Raw genomic sequence first — 16,885 nt, 5'->3', positions numbered from 1 at the left:
GGCGCGACCGGGGCGCGGACACCGGTCGCCGGCCGGGAGCCCCGCAGCAGCGGCGGCGCCTGCTTGAGCACCATCCGCACGTTGCGCCGGTTCCAGACCGGGTTCGACGCGTACTGCGTCGTCTTGGTCGCGGTCTTGGACACGTGCTGCAGCCAGCCCAGCAGCAGCAGGACCCGGGTGTCGACCAGGTCCGAGCCGAGCATCCGCTGGGTGCGGGTGAGCAGGACGTGGTGCTCCGGCGGGTCCGACGACAGCCAGCGCAGCAGCTGGGGCCCGAGCTCCTGCTCGTCGCCCATGGCGACCGAGAGCTGGTGGAACACGACCAGGTCGAGCACCTGCAGGCCGTCCCGCTCGGCGTCGCACCAGTCGATCACCGCGCTGATCCGGCCGTCCGGGGTGGTGAGCACGTTGACCGGGTTGTAGTCGCCGTGCGACCAGCCGACCGAGATCCGGCGGCCCCGCAGGCCGGCGTCGAGCGCGTCGGCGAGCGCCTGCACGTCGTCGTGCATCTGGCGCGGCACGATCCGCCGCACGACCTCCATCGGCCCGTGCACGAACCGGTGCAGCTCCGCGTCGGAGGCCACGACGACCGCCCCGGTCCGCCGGTGCAGCTCGCCGATCGTGGCGACGCCGCTGGAGAGGAACGTGCGCCGCGTGTGCGGGTCGCGCAGGGCGCCCAGCCCGATCTCGCCGCCGAGCCGGGACTCCATCACGCAGTAGCTGCCGCCGACGTCGCCGTCGCCGAGCACCACGGGCACCAGCTCGGCCCAGCGGCCCAGGCGCGCGTCGGCGTGCAGCGCGGCGAGCACCTCGGTCTGGTGGCGCAGCGCGTCCTGGCTGCGCGCGGTGTCGCTGGCCTTGAGCAGCGCACCCGGCCCGTCCACGGGCCCGATCCCGACCACGACCGACTCGGAGCCGCCGGAGAGGACCTCGCGGACCTCCCAGTGCCCGGAGTTCTCCGGGCCGGTGCTGCTGATCGCCTGCGTCCCGACCCGGCGCAGCAGCGCCGCGCTGCGCAGGGCGTCGATCCGGGCACCCAGCAGCGGCGGCAGCCAGGGCGCCTGGCCGATCAGGATCACCGTGACGACGACGAGCTGGCCGAGCAGCCACCCGATGCCGACGGCCAGGATCCCCAGCATCGGCATCAGCAGCCAGGACGTCAGGATCACGATGCTGGCGATCGACGCCGGGACGGCGAACTGGACGCCGGTGCGCCTGCGGACCCGGGCCGCGCTCATCGTCGCCGACGTGACGCAGTTCGGGATGGCGGCCAGCGCAACCAGGATCAGGGTGCCGACGCCGCTGTCGCGGTACTCCGGGCCGAAGACCGACAGGATCCACGGCGACCCGACGATCAGCACCACCGAGGCGGGCACGACCAGGGTGAGCGAGCGGGTGACCATCGCCCGGCGCGCGGCCTCGACCTTGCCCGGGTCGGTCGCGTTGTGCGCGATCATCGACTGGCCCATCCCGGAGGCGACCAGGAACAACGACATCCCGAACTGCCAGACGATGTTCCAGACCGCCGCGGACTCCCCGCCGATCCGGGTGCTGACCAGCACCGTCATGCCGGTGAGCGCCGCCTGCCAGAAGATCGCGCCCGCGTAGTCGCCGCGGACGAACCGCCCGACCGCGCCGAGCGTGATCGGCATCGCCTCCCCGGCCCGGTCCCGGCCGTGCGCGGGCAACACCCGCAGCAGCAGCCAGGCGTTCACCACGACGACCATTACCGCCGTCGCGACGACCCAGGAGATCGCGATCCCGCCGTCCACGGCGACGACCGCGGCGACGGCGAGCAGCGCGATCTTCAGGAAGGCGAACACGGCGTTCTCGAGCGGAACCACCGTCGCGCGGCGCACCGCGGTGAGCACGTAGTCCTGCACGGTGAAGATGGCCCAGACCGGCGCGGCCAGCATGAAGAACAGGATCAGCCGGCCCTGGCCGAGTGCCTCGACCGCCTCCGGCGCCCAGATCCGGGCCCCGAGCGCGAACAGGCCGCCGACCAGCGAGCTGAGTACGGCGGCGACCAGGTAGCCGCCGAGCACCAGGCGCCGCGAGACGGGCCCGGCCACCGGCACGAACCGCAGCAGGGCGTGCGTCATGTTGAGGTGGGCGACCCCGCCGATCAGCATCATCGCCGAGAGCAGCGTCGAGTTCTGGCCCACCGTCTCGACGTCGAAGGTCCGGGCGGCGACAGCCCAGTAGGCCAGGCCGACCAGAGCGGTCAGACCGGAGCTGAACACGAGGGCCAACCCGTCGCGGTTGGTCGGGGAGCTCCAACCGCGGACCAGGGACCCCAGGGACCGGGGGCTGGGGCCCCCCGGTCCGACGGAGGTGTCGGGCACGGACGCCAGACTAGCAACCCCCGTTCAGGGGTAGTTCGGCGAACTCCCGTTGAACATCCGGATGCGCCCGCCCGGCACCGGAGCGAACCCGGATCGCCGCGTTCCCGGGCTCAGGGAGCGAGACGTCGCAGCGACAGGGGCGCGACGAGCCGGTGCCGCAGGCTGGTCGCGTCGATCGTCTCCGGCTGCGACGGGGCCTGCGCCAGCCGTGCCGCGGTGACCTCACCGGGGTCGCCCGGGTCGGACCGGACACCGGCCAGGAACGCCCACTCGTGCTCCTCGCAGCCGATGTAGACCCCGCGCCCGCCGGTCGCGCCGAACACCGAGTCGAACCGGGTCCAGGCCGAGCGCAGCGTGGCGTCCCGCCAGACGGCCGGGCTGCCGGCCTGGAACACCAGCACCCCGCCCTCGGTGAGCCGGTCGGCGCAGGCGCGGACGAAGTCCTCCGCGTAGAGCAGGTTGATCTGGGCGTCGGGCTCGTCCGGGCGCTCGTCCGGCAGGTCGACGACGATCAGGTCCCAGTGCTCGGCCGAGTCCAGCACGAACTGGCGTCCGTCGGCGTAGGTCACGCGGATCGGGCCGTCCCCGCGCTCCGCGGCGGCCAGGGCGTCCGGGGTGTAGCCGTAGGGCAGGTGCTCGGCGCAGATCCGCACGCACTCGGTGTCGATGTCGACGTGGTCGACGTGGCTCGCCCCCGCGGCGACCGCCATCTCGCTGGCCACGCCCTCGCTGGAGCCCACGATCAGCACCCGGTCGAGGTTGCGGGCGAGCATCGCGCCCGGCCAGACGAGCGCCTCGTGGTAGGTCAGCTGGGTGTGCTCGGCGCTCTGGCGCTCGTCGTCGCAGAACAGGGTGACCCCGTGCGCGGTGTCGGCGACCAACACGCGCTGGAACGCCGTCGACGAGCTGTGGTGCACGGTGCCGAGGTCCCAGCGCCGGGTCAGCCCGTCCGAGATCGGCTCGGTGACCGTGCGCGGCACACCACCGCGGTCGACGACCTGCAGGGCCGTGTCGCCGGCCCCGACCCCCTCGGCGAGCAGCCGGACCGCGGCGACCGGGTCGGCGTCGTCGCCGCAGGTGAACACGTCGACGTGCATGCCCCCGAGCTCGGGCCAGGTGTGCACGGACGCGTGCGACTCGGCGAGCACCGCGACGACGGTGACGCCCTGCGGCTCGAACGCCTCGACCACGATCTGGCGCACCTGCGCACCGGCCTCGGTCAGCGACCGTCCCAGGATCTCCCGCAGCCGGCCGGCGTCGTCCAGCAGCGCCGGGTCGATCCCGCCGAGCTCGGCCAGCACGTGTCTCCCCACCGGATGTGAGGACGTGGACAGCGTGGGTGCATCCGGGCCGGGGAGACCGGCGGTGAGGCTGCCGTCGCCCGCGACCTGCGCGGGGTGACGGTCGGTGATCGGGGTGGTGAAGGACGGTGACACGTAGGAAACGGTAACCGTCCGGTATCGGCGGTGTCCTCCCCCATCAGGATCCTTTGATCACTCCTTGAGGGTCGCGACGACCACCGGGAGCGGGCCGAACCCGTTGAAACCGACCGAGGCGTAGCTGGAGGTGTACGCGCCGGTGTGCAGCAGGTCCACGAGGTCACCGGCCCGCAGGTCCAGCGGCAGGGCGCACGGGGTGCGGCGGTAGATCACGTCGTCGCCGTCGCAGGTGGGTCCGGCCAGCACCACCGGGCCGGGCGCACCGGTGCGGCCCGGCGCCCGCAGCGGGTAGCCGATCGCCTCGCCCTCGGTCTCGGCGAGCCCCTGGTAGCGGCCGACGTCGAGGTAGACCCATCGCCGGTGGTCCACCCCGGGCCGCCGGGAGACCCGCAGCACCCGCGACCGCAGCACCCCGGCCTCGGCGACGAGCGCGCGTCCGGGCTCGAGCAGCAGGTCCGCGCCGTCGACGTGCCCGCCGGTGACCGCGGCCGACACCGCGCCGTCGACGGCGGCGGCGAACTCCTCCGATCCGGCGACGGCCTCCCGGTAGGGCACCGGCCACCCGCCGCCCAGGTCCAGCTCCGGGCGCCGGAGCCCGGCCTCCCCGGCGACCCGCAGGGCGAGGGTGACGGCGTCGGCGTAGGTGCCGGGCATCCTCTGCTGCGAGCCCGCGTGGAACGTCACCCCGGCCGCGGTCAGCCCGGCCGCCCGGACGGCGCCGAGCAGGCGCACGGCCTCCTGCGGCAGCGCACCGAACTTGCCGAAGAAGGGGGTGGCCGACCCGGCGTCGGCGACCATCAGCCGCACCAGCACCCGCGCACCCGGCGCGTTCACCGCGAGGTCGGCGACGTCCTCGGCGCTGTCGGTGACGAACCGTCGCACCCCCAGCGCGTACGCGGCGGCGGCGTCACCGGGCCCGCGCACCGGGTTGCCGTGCTGGATCAGGGCCGGGTCCGCGCCCGCGTCGAGGCACAGCCGGATCTCCTGGTGGCTCGCGACGTCGAAACCGCTGCCGCGCGCGACCAGGGCGGCCAGGACCGACGGCTCCGGGCACGCCTTGACCGCGTAGAGCATCCGCGCCGGCGCGAACGCCGCGGCGAGCCGGTCGTAGCGCTCGGCCGCGACCTGCGGGTCCAGCGCGAGGTAGGGCGTCTCCCGGTGGTCGGCGAGCACCCGCTCCAGCCGCTCGGACGCAACGATCGGGTTCGCCATCTCGGTGTCCACGCCCGGCAATCCTGCCGTGTGCGCACATCGCCGCCGCAACGACGGTTCCGCGCACCTCTCCGGGGCGCCCGCCCGGACGGCTCCGGGGCCGATCTTCCTCGGCTACCGTCGGCGGATGACCGAGCCATCCCTGAAGCCGCAGCGCCGCGCCCGCAAGATCGCCATGTCCTCCGACGAGGTGGATGCGTTCCTCACCGAGCAGCGCACCTGCCGGGCCGCCACGAACGGCACGAACGGCCCGCACGCCACCCCGCTCTGGTACCTCTGGGACGCCGGTGCGCTCTGGTTCTCGACGCTGTCGAAGAGCCAGCGCTGGGCCGACCTGCAGGCCGACCCGCGGATCGCCCTCGTCGTCGATGCCGGGCACGACTACGCCGAGCTGCGCGGGGTGGAGATCCGCGGCCGGGTCGAGGTCGTCGGCGAGGTGCCGCGCACCGGCGAGCCGAACGAGACCCTCGAGCGCGTCGAGCGGCTGATGGGCGAGCGCTACTTCGACGGCTCCTACGGCCACGACGGCCGCCACGCCTGGATGCGCGTCACGCCCGACAAGATCACCAGCTGGGACTTCCGCAAGATCCCCCAGAACTGAGCACACCCCCAACCCCGGGCCGGGGTGCACGAGAGCTCCGCCCGTCCAGCCGGCGTGGACGAGCGCTCCGTTCGTCCGCCCGAGCCGGGGCACCCCTCCGCGCACCCCTGGGCACTCCCTTGCACGGCAGGGTTGGACGAGAGCTCCGCTCGTCCGCCCGGGTTGTACGAGAGCAGCGTTCGTACGGCCCGGCCGAGGGTCAGGGGGTGCCGGTGATCAGGGGCCAGAGGCCGTCCGGACCGGCGTCGAGGGCGCGGGTGCCGACGACGCCGTTCCAGTGCGAGTCGTTGCCGTCCTCGTCGCGCCAGGCCCACAGCCGGGTGGTGACCAGGCGCAGGTCGTGCTCTCGGGTGAAGCCGATCGCGCCGTGCACCTGGTGCGCGATCCGGGCCACCGACGTCGCGCTCGCCCCGCAGCGGGACTTGGCCGCGGCGACCGCGAACGCGGTCGCGTCGTCGGCGAAGCCGCGGTCGGCGGCGGTGCGCGCCGCGGCGGCCGACGCCGCGGACGCGGCGGCGACCTCGGACCCGGCCTCGGCCAGCTGCTGCTGCACGGCCTGGAACTTCCCGATCGGACGCCCGAACTGCACCCGCTCCCCCGCGTAGCCGATCGAGCGGGCCAGCGCGCCGCGGGCGGCCCCGGCCAGCAGCAGGGACCGGCCCAGGGCGGCCCGCAGCGCGAGCTCGTCGGCCGCACCGGCGGGGGCGTCGCCGGCCGCGAGCGGTGTCGCGCCGGAGGCGACGAGGGTGTCGCGCGGCTCCTCGGCCACGTTCGCGCCCTCGTGCACGGTCAGGGCGGACGGGGCCAGCACCACGACCCGGTCCCCGGTGAGCACGACGACGGCCGAGACCGCCCGCCCCCACGGCACCCGGGTGAGCGTCCCGGACACGGTCCCGTCGGAGGCCATGTCGAGGTCCCCGGCCACGGCCACCAGCGCTCCGTCCGGGACCGGCAGCCCCGCCGCGTGGGCGAGCCAGCCGCCGAGCAGGTCGGTCTCGGCCAGCGGCACCCGCGCGGCGTGCGCGCCGGCGGCCTCGAGCAGCGCCGCGGCGTCGGAGAGCGTGCCCTCGCTGCCGCCCGCGGCCTCGGGCAGCGTCAGCCGGGCCAGTCCGGTCTGCTCGCAGGTCTTCCACAGGCCCGTGTCGAAGCCGACGGCGTCGCGGTCGTAGGCGTCGGCGAAGACCGACTCGGCCAGCTCGCGGAGCTCGGTGCTGCTCATGACTCCTCCGCGGGAAAGAGTGCGTCGTGGGTGGAGCCGGTCATCAGCGCAGTCCCATCCCCCGCGCGACGATGCCGCGCAGGACCTCGTTCGTGCCGCCCCGCAGCGTGAAGCCGGGGGCGTGCTGGACGGCGTCGGCGAGCAGCCGCGCGAAGCCGGGCTCCGCGCCCGGGTCCGGAGCGATCTCGACCAGCAGCCGGGACGCGTCGACGATCTCGTTCTCGTAGCGGGTGCCGAGGTCCTTGACCAGCGCCGCGGCCAGCTCGGGGGCCGCTCCGGACTCCAGGGCGCCGGCGACGGCCAGCGACATCCGGCGCAGCGTCCACAGCCGCGAGACCAGCGCACCGATCTCCCGCCGGGTCCCGGCGTCGGTCCCGGCGGCCCTCCCCAGCTCCCCGACCAGCGACGCCAGCAGCGGGAACGTGGACAGGAACCGCTCCGGGCCGGACCGCTCGAAGGCCAGCTCGCCGGTCACCTGGGCCCAGCCGGACCCGATCTCGCCGAACACCATCTCGTCCGGGATGAACACGTGGTCGAACACGACCTCGTTGAAGTGGTGCGCCCCGGTGAGCAGCGGGATCGGCCGGACCGTGATCCCGGGCCGGTCCAGCTCGACGAGCAGCTGGGAGAGCCCCGCGTGGCGGTTCGAGTCGTCCTTCGGCGCGGTCCGGACCAGGGCGAAGAACGCGTGTGCGTGGTGCGCGCCGGACGTCCAGACCTTGGTGCCGGTCATCTCCCAGCCACCGTCGACCCTGTCCGCCCGGGTGCGGACCGACGCGAGGTCGGAGCCGGAGTCGGGCTCGGACATGCCGATGCCGAAGTAGACCTCGCCGCGGGCGATACCGGGCAGGAACTTACGCCGCTGCTCCTCGGTCCCGAACCGCATCAGTGACGGGCCGATCTGGCGGTCCGCGACCCAGTGCGCGGCCACCGGCGCCCCGGCCGCGAGCAGCTCCTCGGTCACCACATAGCGGTCCAGGGCGGTGCGCCCGTGGCCGCCGTACTCGGTGGGGATGGTCATCCCGAGCCAGCCCCGGGCACCGAGGCGCTTCGAGAACTCCTCGTCCCAGCCCGAGAGCCAGACGTCCGCGCCGGGCGTCCAGGACCCCGCGGCTCGTTCGTCGGCCAGGAACTCGCGGACCTGCGCGCGCAGGTCGGCCAGGTGGCCGGGTAGCTCCACCGGGTCCGGGACGAGTGCGGGCAGTGCCGTCAGCGTGTCGCTCACCCCGCCATCCTGACCCATGGACGCGCCGGTGGCACCGCGGCCCGGGCGATCATCGGCGCGAGGTCGGCCACAACGCCCCCGCCGACCGCCCGGGGCCCCGGCCGGACGGGGCCGGCATCACCCGGGACAGGGCACGTCCGCGCAGGTACGTTGCGGCCATGACGAACGCCGACCGAGAGCGCAAGGTACTCGACGCCGTCCCGACCGGCCTGTTCATCGGTGGACGGTGGCGCGACGCGGAGAACGGGGCCACCGCGAAGGTGGAGGACCCGTCGACCGGCGAGGTGCTCCTCGAGGTCGCCGACGCCTCCCCGGCCGACGGGATGGCCGCCCTCGACGCCGCGCACACCGCGCAGCCGACGATCGCCGCAATGGCGCCGCGCCAGCGCAGCGAGATCCTCTACCGCGCCTACCAGCTGCTCCACGAGCGGGCCGACGACCTGGCCATGCTGATGACCCTCGAGATGGGCAAGCCGCTCGCCGAGGCGAAGGGCGAGGTCGTCTACGCCTCGGAGTTCCTGCGCTGGTTCGCCGAGGAGGCCGTCCGGATCGACGGCGGCTACCAGATCGCGCCGAACGGCCAGACCCGGTTCCTCACCATCCGCCAGCCGGTGGGGGTGTGCGTGTTCGTGACGCCGTGGAACTTCCCGCTGGCCATGGGCACCCGCAAGATCGCCCCGGCGATCGCGGCCGGCTGCGCGTCGATCATCAAGCCGGCCCCGCAGACGCCGCTGACGATGCTGGCCTTCGCGCAGGTCCTCGCGGACGCCGGGCTGCCCGACGGCGCCCTGAACGTGATCAACGCGACCGACGCCGGTGGCGTCATGGAGCCGATCATCCGGGACGGCCGGGCGCGCAAGATCTCCTTCACCGGCTCCACCCCGGTCGGCAAGAAGCTGCTCGCCCAGGCCGCGGACAAGGTGCTGCGGACCTCGCTGGAGCTGGGCGGGAACGCCTCGTTCATCGTGCTCGACGACGCCGACGTCGACTCCGCGGTCGAGGGCGCGATGGTGGCCAAGATGCGCAACATGGGCGAGGCCTGCACCGCGGCCAACCGCTTCTACGTCCAGCGCGGTGTGGCCGACGAGTTCGCCCGCAAGCTCGCGGAGAAGATGGGCGCGCTCACCGTCGGGCGGGGCACCGAGGACGGCGTCCAGGTCGGCCCGCTGATCGACGGCAAGGGCCTGAGCAAGGTCACCGACCTGGTAGCGGACGCGGTCGCGAACGGTGCGAAGGTCGCCATCGGCGGCACCGCGCAGGACGGCCCGGGCTACTTCTACCCGCCGACCGTGCTCACCGACGTGCCGGTGAACTCCCGGCTCAACCACGAGGAGATCTTCGGGCCGGTCGCCCCGATCACCGTCGTCGACTCCGAGTCCCAGGCCCTCGACGCGGCGAACGCGACCGAGTTCGGCCTGGTCAACTACGTCTACACCCGCGACCTGAACCGCGCGCTGCGGATCTCCGAGCGCCTGGAGAGCGGCATGATCGGGCTCAACACCGGCCTGGTGTCCAACCCGGCGGCGCCGTTCGGCGGGGTCAAGGAGTCCGGCCTGGGCCGCGAGGGCGGCAACGTCGGGATCGAGGAGTTCCTCGAGACCAAGTACGTGGCGATCGGCTTCTCCGGATAGCCGTCCGTGACATACGAGAGCCCCGCACGGACCGTGCGGGGCTCTCGTATGTGTCGTGCTCCCGGTCAGGGAGCGGGGGCGGGCGCCGGAGCCGGAGCGGCCGGAGCCGCGGGGGCCTGCTGGGACACGACCGGAGCCGAGTCCGACGGCGTGCCGGTCTCGGCCTCGCCGTTGATGAGCAGCCCGGTGAGCGTGAGGCCGCCGTTGACCATGGCCATCACGACCAGCAGCGCGACCGAGGCCGCGACCGCCCAGGTCAGGCCGCGCTGGGTGGCGCCGGCGGTGGTGAGCCGGCCCCGGTTGGTCTCCACCACCCAGGCGCGGGCGCCGAACAGGACGAGGACCAGCGCCAGGACCAGCCAGGTCAGTACCCCGCCGATCACTGCGGTGCCACCACCCGGACCAGGACGGCGTTGAAGCCGTTCTGATACGTCGCCCGGTACTGGCCCGACGCGATCAGCTGGTCGCGGATCCTCGTGCTCCAGCCGGGCTGTTCCCCGTTGAGCACGACGCCCTCCTTCTCGATCGACTCGTAGAACAGCAGCGTCTGCGGCTGCATCTGGTCGATGCAGCGCAGCGGGTCGTTGGCGATCTGGGTGCAGCCCTCCACGCCGGGTGCCCGGTTGTGCTCGCCGATCCCCTCGAGCCCGTACGGGCCGACGTTGGACAGCGGCTGCACCAGCGCGCCCGGTGGCGCCTGGTCGTAGGCCTGTCGGGTCATCGCGACGTCCTCGGTGGTCACGTCCATGTAGGCGTCGTTACCACCGCGGATCAGGAGCAGCACCGGGAACAGGATCAGCATCCCGATCCCGAGCGCGATCTCCCGCCTGCGGTCCGCCCGGACGAAGGCGCGCAACGCGTCCACCGCGAGGATGGTCAGCACCGGGAGCCCGTAGAGGATGACGCGCAGCAGCAGCTCGCCGCCGTAGCTCTGCACCGCCGCCATGCCCATCGGCACCACGGCCAGCAGGATCGGGACCAGGTCCCGGCGCCGCTTCCAGTACACCCAGGCCCCGACGATCGCGAGCAGCCAGGTCAGGACCGGCATCAGCGCGCGCAGCAGCTTGACCACGATCTGGCCGGTGTCACCCTCGAGCCGCTCGAAGAAGCCGGCCTCGATCGCGCCGCCCTCGTCGCCGCCGCCGGTGATCATCGAGATCTGGGTCATCCAGAAGTCCCGGCCCGCGATCAGGATGTAGATGCCGACGCCCAGGGTCGCCACGATCACCAGTCCGCGTCCGCGGAACCGGCCGACGACCGCGAGCACGACCAGCTGGCCGATGATCGCGAACGGGGTCAGCTGGTGGGTGGGGGCGATCGCGAGCAGGCACAGCGCGGCGCTGAAGTAGATCAGCAGCAGCTGCCGGGGCGGCAGCGTCGGGCTGTTCGGCGGTGTCATGGCGCTGACCAGCCAGCGTCGCCACCGGGGCAGCCGCGGCGAGCCGGGGTGCGGCCGCGGCCAGCCGGCCACGCCCGCGGTGTCGGTCCGCCGGGTGGCCAGCGGGCCGAGGGCGAACGTCAGCACGGTCAGCAGCAGCACGATGCCGGTGGCCTGTGGCGAGAAGTAGTCCTGCTCGATCCAGTTCAGGCCCAGGAACAGCCAGGCCGCGACCCACGGCGCGCGGGTGCCGCCGAGCATCGAGCGGGCCAGCGCGTACACGCCGATCGCCCAGACGGCGACGACGGCCGCCGGGAACCAGCGCAGGACGACGTCGAGGTTGTCCACGCCCGCGGCGTCGCGGAACCACGCCCACTGGGCGAAGAACGCCGGCCAGTAGAAGCGGGCGTCGACACCGGTCGGCGGCACGCCGGTGCCGGCGAGCGCGTCGACGAAACCGCCGATCAGCCAGGCGGTGGTGAACCGGGCCTGGGGCATGACCACCGAGGGCATGCCGAAGCTGCACAGGATCAGCACGGTGGTCGCGATGCCCAGCATCGGGATCCGCGGGCGCTTCGACCACAGCTCGACCACGCACGCCGCGATCGCGAGCACGAGCGCGGCCCACCCGAACGGCGAGAGCACCGCGGCCAGTCCCCAGCCCCCGAGGTCGTCGAGGTTCGTCGTGGCCGCGGCCAGCGGGAGCATGACGACCGCGAGCACGGCGAGCACCGGCGAGCCCCACACCCACAGCGGGGACAGCGGCCCGGCGTCGCGCGGGGCCGGCGTCGGCGGGCGCGGCGTGTCGGACGGCTCGCCCTGCGGGTGCGGCGACGGCGGGCGCACGGCGGTCGTGGGCTGGTCGACCGGGCTCGCGGACCGGTTCGGGTCCAGGTACTGGGTGGACTCCGCGGTCCGCGTCGACGACGCGGATGCGGCGCCCCGGCCGGGCCCCGTGTTGCGGGTCTCCGACGTCACGACTTCACCTCCGGGCGGAACCGGCGCCGCAGCGTCGGTAGGAACATCAGGACCAGGGCGCACAGCGCCTGGACCACCACGTAGCCGATGACCACGGGCATGAGCAGCGTATCGAGGGGTACCGCGCCGAACACGGCCAGCGGGACGAAGGCGGCCACGGCCAGGACCAGGCCGGTGTTGGTCAGCTGGATCCGGGCGAAGCCCATGCCGTCACCGGCGGCCTGCCGCTGGGCCAGCTCGAACACGACCAGCAGCCGGAACGCCAGGCCGATCATCAGCACGGCCAGTGCCGGGGCGGCCGCCGCGTAGCCCTCGCCGAGGATCGACAGCACCGGGTAGCCCAGTGCGGCGCCGAGCCCGAGCATCGGCAGGAAGATGATCAGCATCCGCCTGCGGGCGGCCCGGGCCAGCTCGGCGGCCCGGTGCGGCTCGCGTGCGGTGTGCACCGACAGCGAGTTCGTGAAGAACACCGCGGCGATGTCCACCACGGTCACCGCCTGCCAGCAGATGAAGAACGCCGCGCCGGCCTCGTTGCCCAGCCGCAGGTTCACCAGCAGCGGGACCTGGTTGTAGAGCAGCGCGTTGCCCAGCTGGGCCAGCGCGGTCGGCCCGAGGAACCGGATGGCCTCCTGACGGCTGGGCAGGACGCCCGGCCCGCTGCGCGCGGCGTAGCGCCGGACCAGGAACCAGACGACGACCGAGCCGCCGGCGATCCAGAGCACGATCGGGACGACCCAGGACAGCACCATGCCCTCGGCCGCGTACGCCGAGCCGAGCAGGAGCAGCAGGCCGATCCGGACGACGGCGAACGTGCCGTTGCGCCACACCGCGATCCACGGCCGTCCGAGCGCGACCACGATGAAGTCGTGCACGACGAACACGCCCCAGCCCGCGCACGCCAGCACGAGCAGGAGCAACCCGAAGCCGAACGAGCCGCCGCCCGCGGCGGTCTCGGCGATGCTCGGGACGATGATCCCGTACACCAGCCCGACCAGGCCGGACAGCGGCATGATCAGCAGCAGCGACGCCCAGACCAGCCGGACCGACTTCTTCCCGGCGCCCGGGAGCCAGCGCATCAGTCCGATGCCCAGGTTGAGCTGCGCCGCGCCGCCGATGAGCTGGAACGCCGAGACGAACTCGGTGGCCCGGCCGACCTCGGCCTGCGGCATGATCCATGCCGCGATCAGCCAGCTCAGCAGCCCGGCGACCGAGCCGAGCGCGGACGCGATGGACAGCGCGAGGCCGTCGCCGATCTTGCCGTTCTGCGGGTCGTCCCCGGTCCGGCCGGTCTCCCCCGGCCCGACCGGCGGCGGCGCGGACGGGTCGACCGTGACCGGGATGCGGTCGGTCGCCTGCTCCACCACGGGGGCGCGCAGCCGCTGCGTCACCTCGGTGCCGGGCTCGACCCGCGGTCCGCCCTGTGACGCCCGGGGCGTCGGAGCGGCCGACGCCGGGGGACGGCCGTGTGCGGCGTCCCCCGACCACCGGTACCCACCGTGACCGGCAGGCGGTGGCTGGTGGACAGGCCTCACTGTGCCGACCTCACTGGGCGACGACCGCGTGCCGGAGCAGGAACGGGACGCTGATCAGGGTGACCACGAACAGCGCGACGCTCGGGTACCAGGCGCCGAAGCTGACCATGATCTGCCCGACCAGCAGCGTGGAGGCCACACCGACACCGACCGTGAGCAGCCAGACGTGCGCGGCGGGCGCGCGGCGCAGGAAGCCTGCGGCTGCCCAGCCCGGGCCCAGCAGCAGGAACGCGATCGTCACCAGCAGCCGCACGTCGCCGATCACACCGCCCGTCGCCCCGGCCACGTTCAGCACGCAGGCCGCCAGGCCGGCGACCACGAGGGCGATGGCCACCCCGCGACGGGCCGTGCGCGCACGTGTCAACTCGGCCGACGACGGCATGCTCACCGCAGGACTCCTCTTCTCCACAAGGACCGGACGGCGGAATCAGCTTCCGCAGCCGGAGTACTTCAGGCGGGTCAGGACGCCTCTTCGCCCCATGCGTACCGCACGCCGATGGCGTCCGAGCGGGCGGACCCGTCCGCTCCGGTCGGGCGGTGGCCGTTCTCCTGCGGACGGTGGGCCCGCGGGCTCGGCGAGGGGGCCAGCGGCCGGGAGCCGTTGCCGTCGTGGGTGACCGGCGGGATCGGCGCGGTGGCCGGGAGCGTGGTCTGCACCGTCGGCGGCTCGACGTAGCGACGCCCGTTCACCGGCGCGGAGGCCTCGGCCTGCGGCACCTGCACCGCGGGCTCCTCGGCCGCGACCCGGCTCGCGCGCCTGCGCTCCGAGGCCAGCGTCCGCAGCACCCGGGTCCCGTCGGCGAAGGTGCGCAGGTTCGTCTGGCCGAACATCCGCTCGCGCTCCATCGAGGGCACCTCGGTGATCGCGAGGTCGGCCGCGGCCACCCGGCAGTTCAGCACCGTCTCGATCTCGAAACCGTCGCCCCAGTGCATCGTCCCGTCCGCGCGCGGCGGGATGTCGACCTCGGGCAGGCCGAGCAGCGGCAGGATGTCGGTCCAGAACGCGTTGTAGCCGTAGCAGAGATCGGTGTAGCGGGTCCCGAACAGCGCGTTGGCCACGCCGTTGAGCCCGTAGTTGCCGCCCTTGCGCAGCAGGGTGATGTCGTCGCTTCCGCCCCCCCGGACGAAGCGACTGCCCTTCGCGAAGTCGGCGCCGTCGATCAGCGCCTGGACGAACGCCGGGATCTCGGCCGGATCGGCCGAGCCGTCGGCGTCGAACATGACGACGACGTCCCCGGAGGCCGCGGCGAAACCGCAGGCCATCGCGTTGCCCTTGCCCTTGCGGGTCTGCATGACGATCCGGACGTCGGGGAGTACCCGGCGTGCGGTCTCCACGGTGCCGTCGACGGAGTTCCCGTCGACGACGATCACCTCGTGCACGGCGGGCCGCACGGCGGCCACGGCCGGTAGGACGACTTCCAGGTTCCGGGCCTCGTTCCGCGTGGGAACGATCACCGAGACCCTGGGCTGACGTGGTCGGGACGTGCGGGCAGGGCGCTTGTTCACCGGTCTCCCCCGATCGATCGGTCTGGGCGCGCAGTTGCGAGCGTTCGGTCCGACGGTCGTGACATCTCCACCGGGATCACCGGACGTCACAGAAACCGACGTCTGCTGTATCTCTCGGAGCGTCGCTCGCGTTACGTGACCTGCACCGCAGGGTACCTACGCCATTCGGAGCAACAGACCCGGCCCAACGGCGCGTCGGAGTCACTCCTGACCCTCCGCACTGTACCGATCGACGAGGTCCGGGCGTCGGCACCCCGGAGGCGATGGGGAGACCCTCTCCCGCGGGCGGTAGCATCGACGCCCGCCCGTCCCCCTGTCCTCGACCAGCGTGAGGTGCCCATGCGGCCCGGCGGATTCCAGCCCAGCGTCTCGATCTGCATCCCGGTCTACAACGGCGAGGCCTTCCTCGCCGAGACGATCCGCAGCGTCCTCGAGCAGACGTTCCGGGACTTCGAGCTCGTCATCCTGGAGAACGCCAGCCGCGACCGCAGCGACGAGATCGCACGGTCCTTCCCGGACCCGCGGATCCGCATCGAGCGCAACCGGGAGACGCTGTCGCAGCCGGACAACTGGAACCGGGCCGTGCAGCTGTGCCGCGCCCCTCTGGTCAAGCTGCTGTGCGCGGACGACCTGCTGCACCCGCGCTGCCTGGAGCTGCAGGTCCCGCCGATGCGCGACGACCCGTCGATCGCCCTGGTCGCGGCACGCCGGCACATGATCGACGAGCAGAGCCGGGTGATCGTGCCGCGCCGCGGGCTGGGCGGCGGGCTGGTCGGCACGCACAGCGGCAGCGAGGTCGCGCGCCGGGTGATCCGCAACGGCGCCAACCCGATCGGTGAGCCGGGCAACGTGCTGTTCCGCCTCGAGCAGTTCGTCACCGCGGGCGGCTGGCGCAGCGACCGCCGCTTCATCATGGACCTCGACTGCTGGATGCGGCTGCTGCAGTACGGCGACTTCCTCGGCCTGCCCGAGACCCTCGCCGCGTTCCGGATCCAGCGCGGCTCGGTCTCCGCGGAGAACGAGCAGGCGATCTACGACGAGCAGCGGGCGCTGATCGAGGAGCTCGGGTCCTCGGGCACGTTCGACGTGCGGGGCCTGGACATGACGGTCGGCCGGGTCGCCGCTCCGCTGGGCCGGGCGCGGCGCAAGGCCCTGTTCAGCGTCTCGCAGTTCGCGGCCCGCCGGGACGAGAAGGAGATCGCCGAGCGGGCGAGCTGAGCCCCGGTACCTGACCGTTGGTCGGGTACCGCACCCGTTCGCCTCCTGCCAGCTCTTTGCCGCAGCCACTCGGGCGCGTTCAATACTCGTGTCACCCGGACGAGCCGGTGACCCGGGCACCGAGGAGGTCGCGATGCACACGCATGCGGTCGCGATGCACATGAGTGACGGGCTGGTGAACGGCCCGACGTCGCTGTTGTTCGGGGTGGTGGCCGCGGTCGCCCTCGCGATCGCGCTCACGCGTGCCCGACCCGATCTGGACGACCGCACCGCGCCGATGGCCGGGCTGGTCACCGCGTTCGTGTTCGCCGTCCAGATGATCAACTTTCCGATCCTGCCCGGCGCCAGCGGCCACCTGCTCGGCGGCGCGCTGGTGGCGATCCTGGTGGGGCCCTGGGTCGGCATGATCTGCATCTCGATCGTCCTGGTCGTGCAGTGCCTGCTCTTCGCCGACGGTGGGCTGACCGCGCTCGGCATGAACATCACCAACATGGCCGTGATCGGCGTGTTCACCGGCTACCTGGTCGCCATGGCCCTGCGCCGCCTCGCCGCGCGCTCGCGCGGCGGCCTGGTCGCGACGGCATTCCTCGCGGCGTTCCTC

General features: G+C 73.3%; 14 protein-coding genes. 4 read left to right on the top strand and 10 right to left on the bottom strand.

Features of this window, described 5'->3' with window-relative positions:
* From I4I78_RS33870 to I4I78_RS17535, 3 genes are all read right to left on the bottom strand, one after another.
* Window positions 1–2,345 (bottom strand): phosphotransferase (locus I4I78_RS33870; RefSeq protein WP_218612420.1); only part of this gene is annotated, 2,345 nt, incomplete at its 3' end.
* A 110-nt stretch (window positions 2,346–2,455) separates the two neighbouring features.
* Window positions 2,456–3,781: an adenosylmethionine decarboxylase gene (speD, locus tag I4I78_RS17540; protein ID WP_308252190.1), complete on the bottom strand. Its 1,326-nt coding sequence runs from the start codon at window positions 3,779–3,781 to the stop codon at window positions 2,456–2,458.
* Window positions 3,782–3,838: 57 nt separating this feature from the next.
* On the bottom strand, window positions 3,839–4,996 hold the full coding sequence (locus I4I78_RS17535; RefSeq protein ID WP_218612421.1) for a type III PLP-dependent enzyme: 1,158 nt from the start codon (window positions 4,994–4,996) through the stop codon (window positions 3,839–3,841).
* A gap of 127 nt (window positions 4,997–5,123) precedes the next feature.
* Here I4I78_RS17535 and I4I78_RS17530 point away from each other — a divergent pair, with 127 nt between their 5' ends.
* Window positions 5,124–5,597, top strand: a complete 474-nt coding sequence (locus tag I4I78_RS17530) for a pyridoxamine 5'-phosphate oxidase family protein (RefSeq protein WP_218612419.1) — start codon at window positions 5,124–5,126, stop codon at window positions 5,595–5,597.
* Window positions 5,598–5,796: 199 nt separating this feature from the next.
* Here I4I78_RS17530 and I4I78_RS17525 read toward each other — a convergent pair whose 3' ends face one another.
* A complete protein-coding gene (locus I4I78_RS17525; protein ID WP_218612418.1) occupies window positions 5,797–6,816 on the bottom strand; it encodes an acyl-CoA dehydrogenase family protein in 1,020 nt (339 codons plus the stop codon).
* A gap of 43 nt (window positions 6,817–6,859) precedes the next feature.
* Window positions 6,860–8,041 carry an acyl-CoA dehydrogenase family protein gene (locus I4I78_RS17520; protein WP_308252188.1) on the bottom strand — a complete coding sequence of 394 codons (1,182 nt, stop codon included), beginning with the start codon at window positions 8,039–8,041 and terminating at the stop codon, window positions 6,860–6,862.
* Between the two features lie 158 nt (window positions 8,042–8,199).
* On the opposite strand from I4I78_RS17520, the gene I4I78_RS17515 reads away from it, so the two are divergent.
* On the top strand, window positions 8,200–9,672 hold the full coding sequence (locus tag I4I78_RS17515) for an NAD-dependent succinate-semialdehyde dehydrogenase (RefSeq protein WP_218612416.1): 1,473 nt from the start codon (window positions 8,200–8,202) through the stop codon (window positions 9,670–9,672).
* A 65-nt stretch (window positions 9,673–9,737) separates the two neighbouring features.
* On the opposite strand, the gene I4I78_RS17510 is transcribed toward I4I78_RS17515, so the two are convergent.
* The 5 genes from I4I78_RS17510 to I4I78_RS17490 form a co-directional block, all read right to left on the bottom strand.
* Complete coding sequence (locus tag I4I78_RS17510; protein WP_218612415.1) at window positions 9,738–10,055, bottom strand: hypothetical protein; 318 nt, start codon at window positions 10,053–10,055, stop codon at window positions 9,738–9,740.
* Window positions 10,052–12,028 carry a hypothetical protein gene (locus I4I78_RS17505; protein ID WP_218612414.1) on the bottom strand — a complete coding sequence of 659 codons (1,977 nt, stop codon included), beginning with the start codon at window positions 12,026–12,028 and terminating at the stop codon, window positions 10,052–10,054. Before I4I78_RS17505 ends, I4I78_RS17510 begins: the two co-directional genes overlap by 4 nt.
* Window positions 12,025–13,416, bottom strand: a complete 1,392-nt coding sequence (locus tag I4I78_RS17500) for a lipopolysaccharide biosynthesis protein (RefSeq protein WP_218612413.1) — start codon at window positions 13,414–13,416, stop codon at window positions 12,025–12,027. The genes I4I78_RS17505 and I4I78_RS17500 overlap by 4 nt, the downstream gene beginning before the upstream one ends.
* 154 nt (window positions 13,417–13,570) lie before the next feature.
* Window positions 13,571–13,948 (bottom strand): hypothetical protein, encoded by a 378-nt coding sequence (locus I4I78_RS17495; protein WP_218612412.1) that lies wholly within the window; start codon window positions 13,946–13,948, stop codon window positions 13,571–13,573.
* A gap of 71 nt (window positions 13,949–14,019) precedes the next feature.
* A complete protein-coding gene (locus I4I78_RS17490) occupies window positions 14,020–15,015 on the bottom strand; it encodes a glycosyltransferase family 2 protein (RefSeq protein WP_218612411.1) in 996 nt (331 codons plus the stop codon).
* Between the two features lie 390 nt (window positions 15,016–15,405).
* On the opposite strand from I4I78_RS17490, the gene I4I78_RS17485 reads away from it, so the two are divergent.
* Window positions 15,406–16,284 carry a glycosyltransferase gene (locus I4I78_RS17485; RefSeq protein ID WP_218612410.1) on the top strand — a complete coding sequence of 293 codons (879 nt, stop codon included), beginning with the start codon at window positions 15,406–15,408 and terminating at the stop codon, window positions 16,282–16,284.
* A 133-nt stretch (window positions 16,285–16,417) separates the two neighbouring features.
* A partial coding sequence (locus tag I4I78_RS17480; RefSeq protein ID WP_218612409.1) for an energy-coupling factor ABC transporter permease occupies window positions 16,418–16,885 on the top strand: 468 nt, incomplete at its 3' end.

This window comes from Pseudonocardia sp. KRD291 (genome assembly GCF_019263595.1).
In the GTDB taxonomy this organism is placed as follows: Bacteria; Actinomycetota; Actinomycetes; order Mycobacteriales; family Pseudonocardiaceae; genus Pseudonocardia.
The sequence above is the reverse complement of the archived record's forward strand: the minus strand, read 5'-3'. Positions and strand labels throughout refer to the sequence as shown.

Excerpts from the sequence above, each read along its gene's own strand:
- I4I78_RS17535 (WP_218612421.1), bottom strand. The coding sequence starts at position 4,996 with ATGGCGAACCCGATCGTTGCGTCCGAGCGGCTGGAGCGGGTGCTCGCC.
- I4I78_RS17530 (WP_218612419.1), top strand. The coding sequence starts at position 5,124 with ATGACCGAGCCATCCCTGAAGCCGCAGCGCCGCGCCCGCAAGATCGCC.
- I4I78_RS17525 (WP_218612418.1), bottom strand. The coding sequence starts at position 6,816 with ATGAGCAGCACCGAGCTCCGCGAGCTGGCCGAGTCGGTCTTCGCCGAC.
- I4I78_RS17515 (WP_218612416.1), top strand. The coding sequence starts at position 8,200 with ATGACGAACGCCGACCGAGAGCGCAAGGTACTCGACGCCGTCCCGACC.
- I4I78_RS17485 (WP_218612410.1), top strand. The coding sequence starts at position 15,406 with ATGCGGCCCGGCGGATTCCAGCCCAGCGTCTCGATCTGCATCCCGGTC.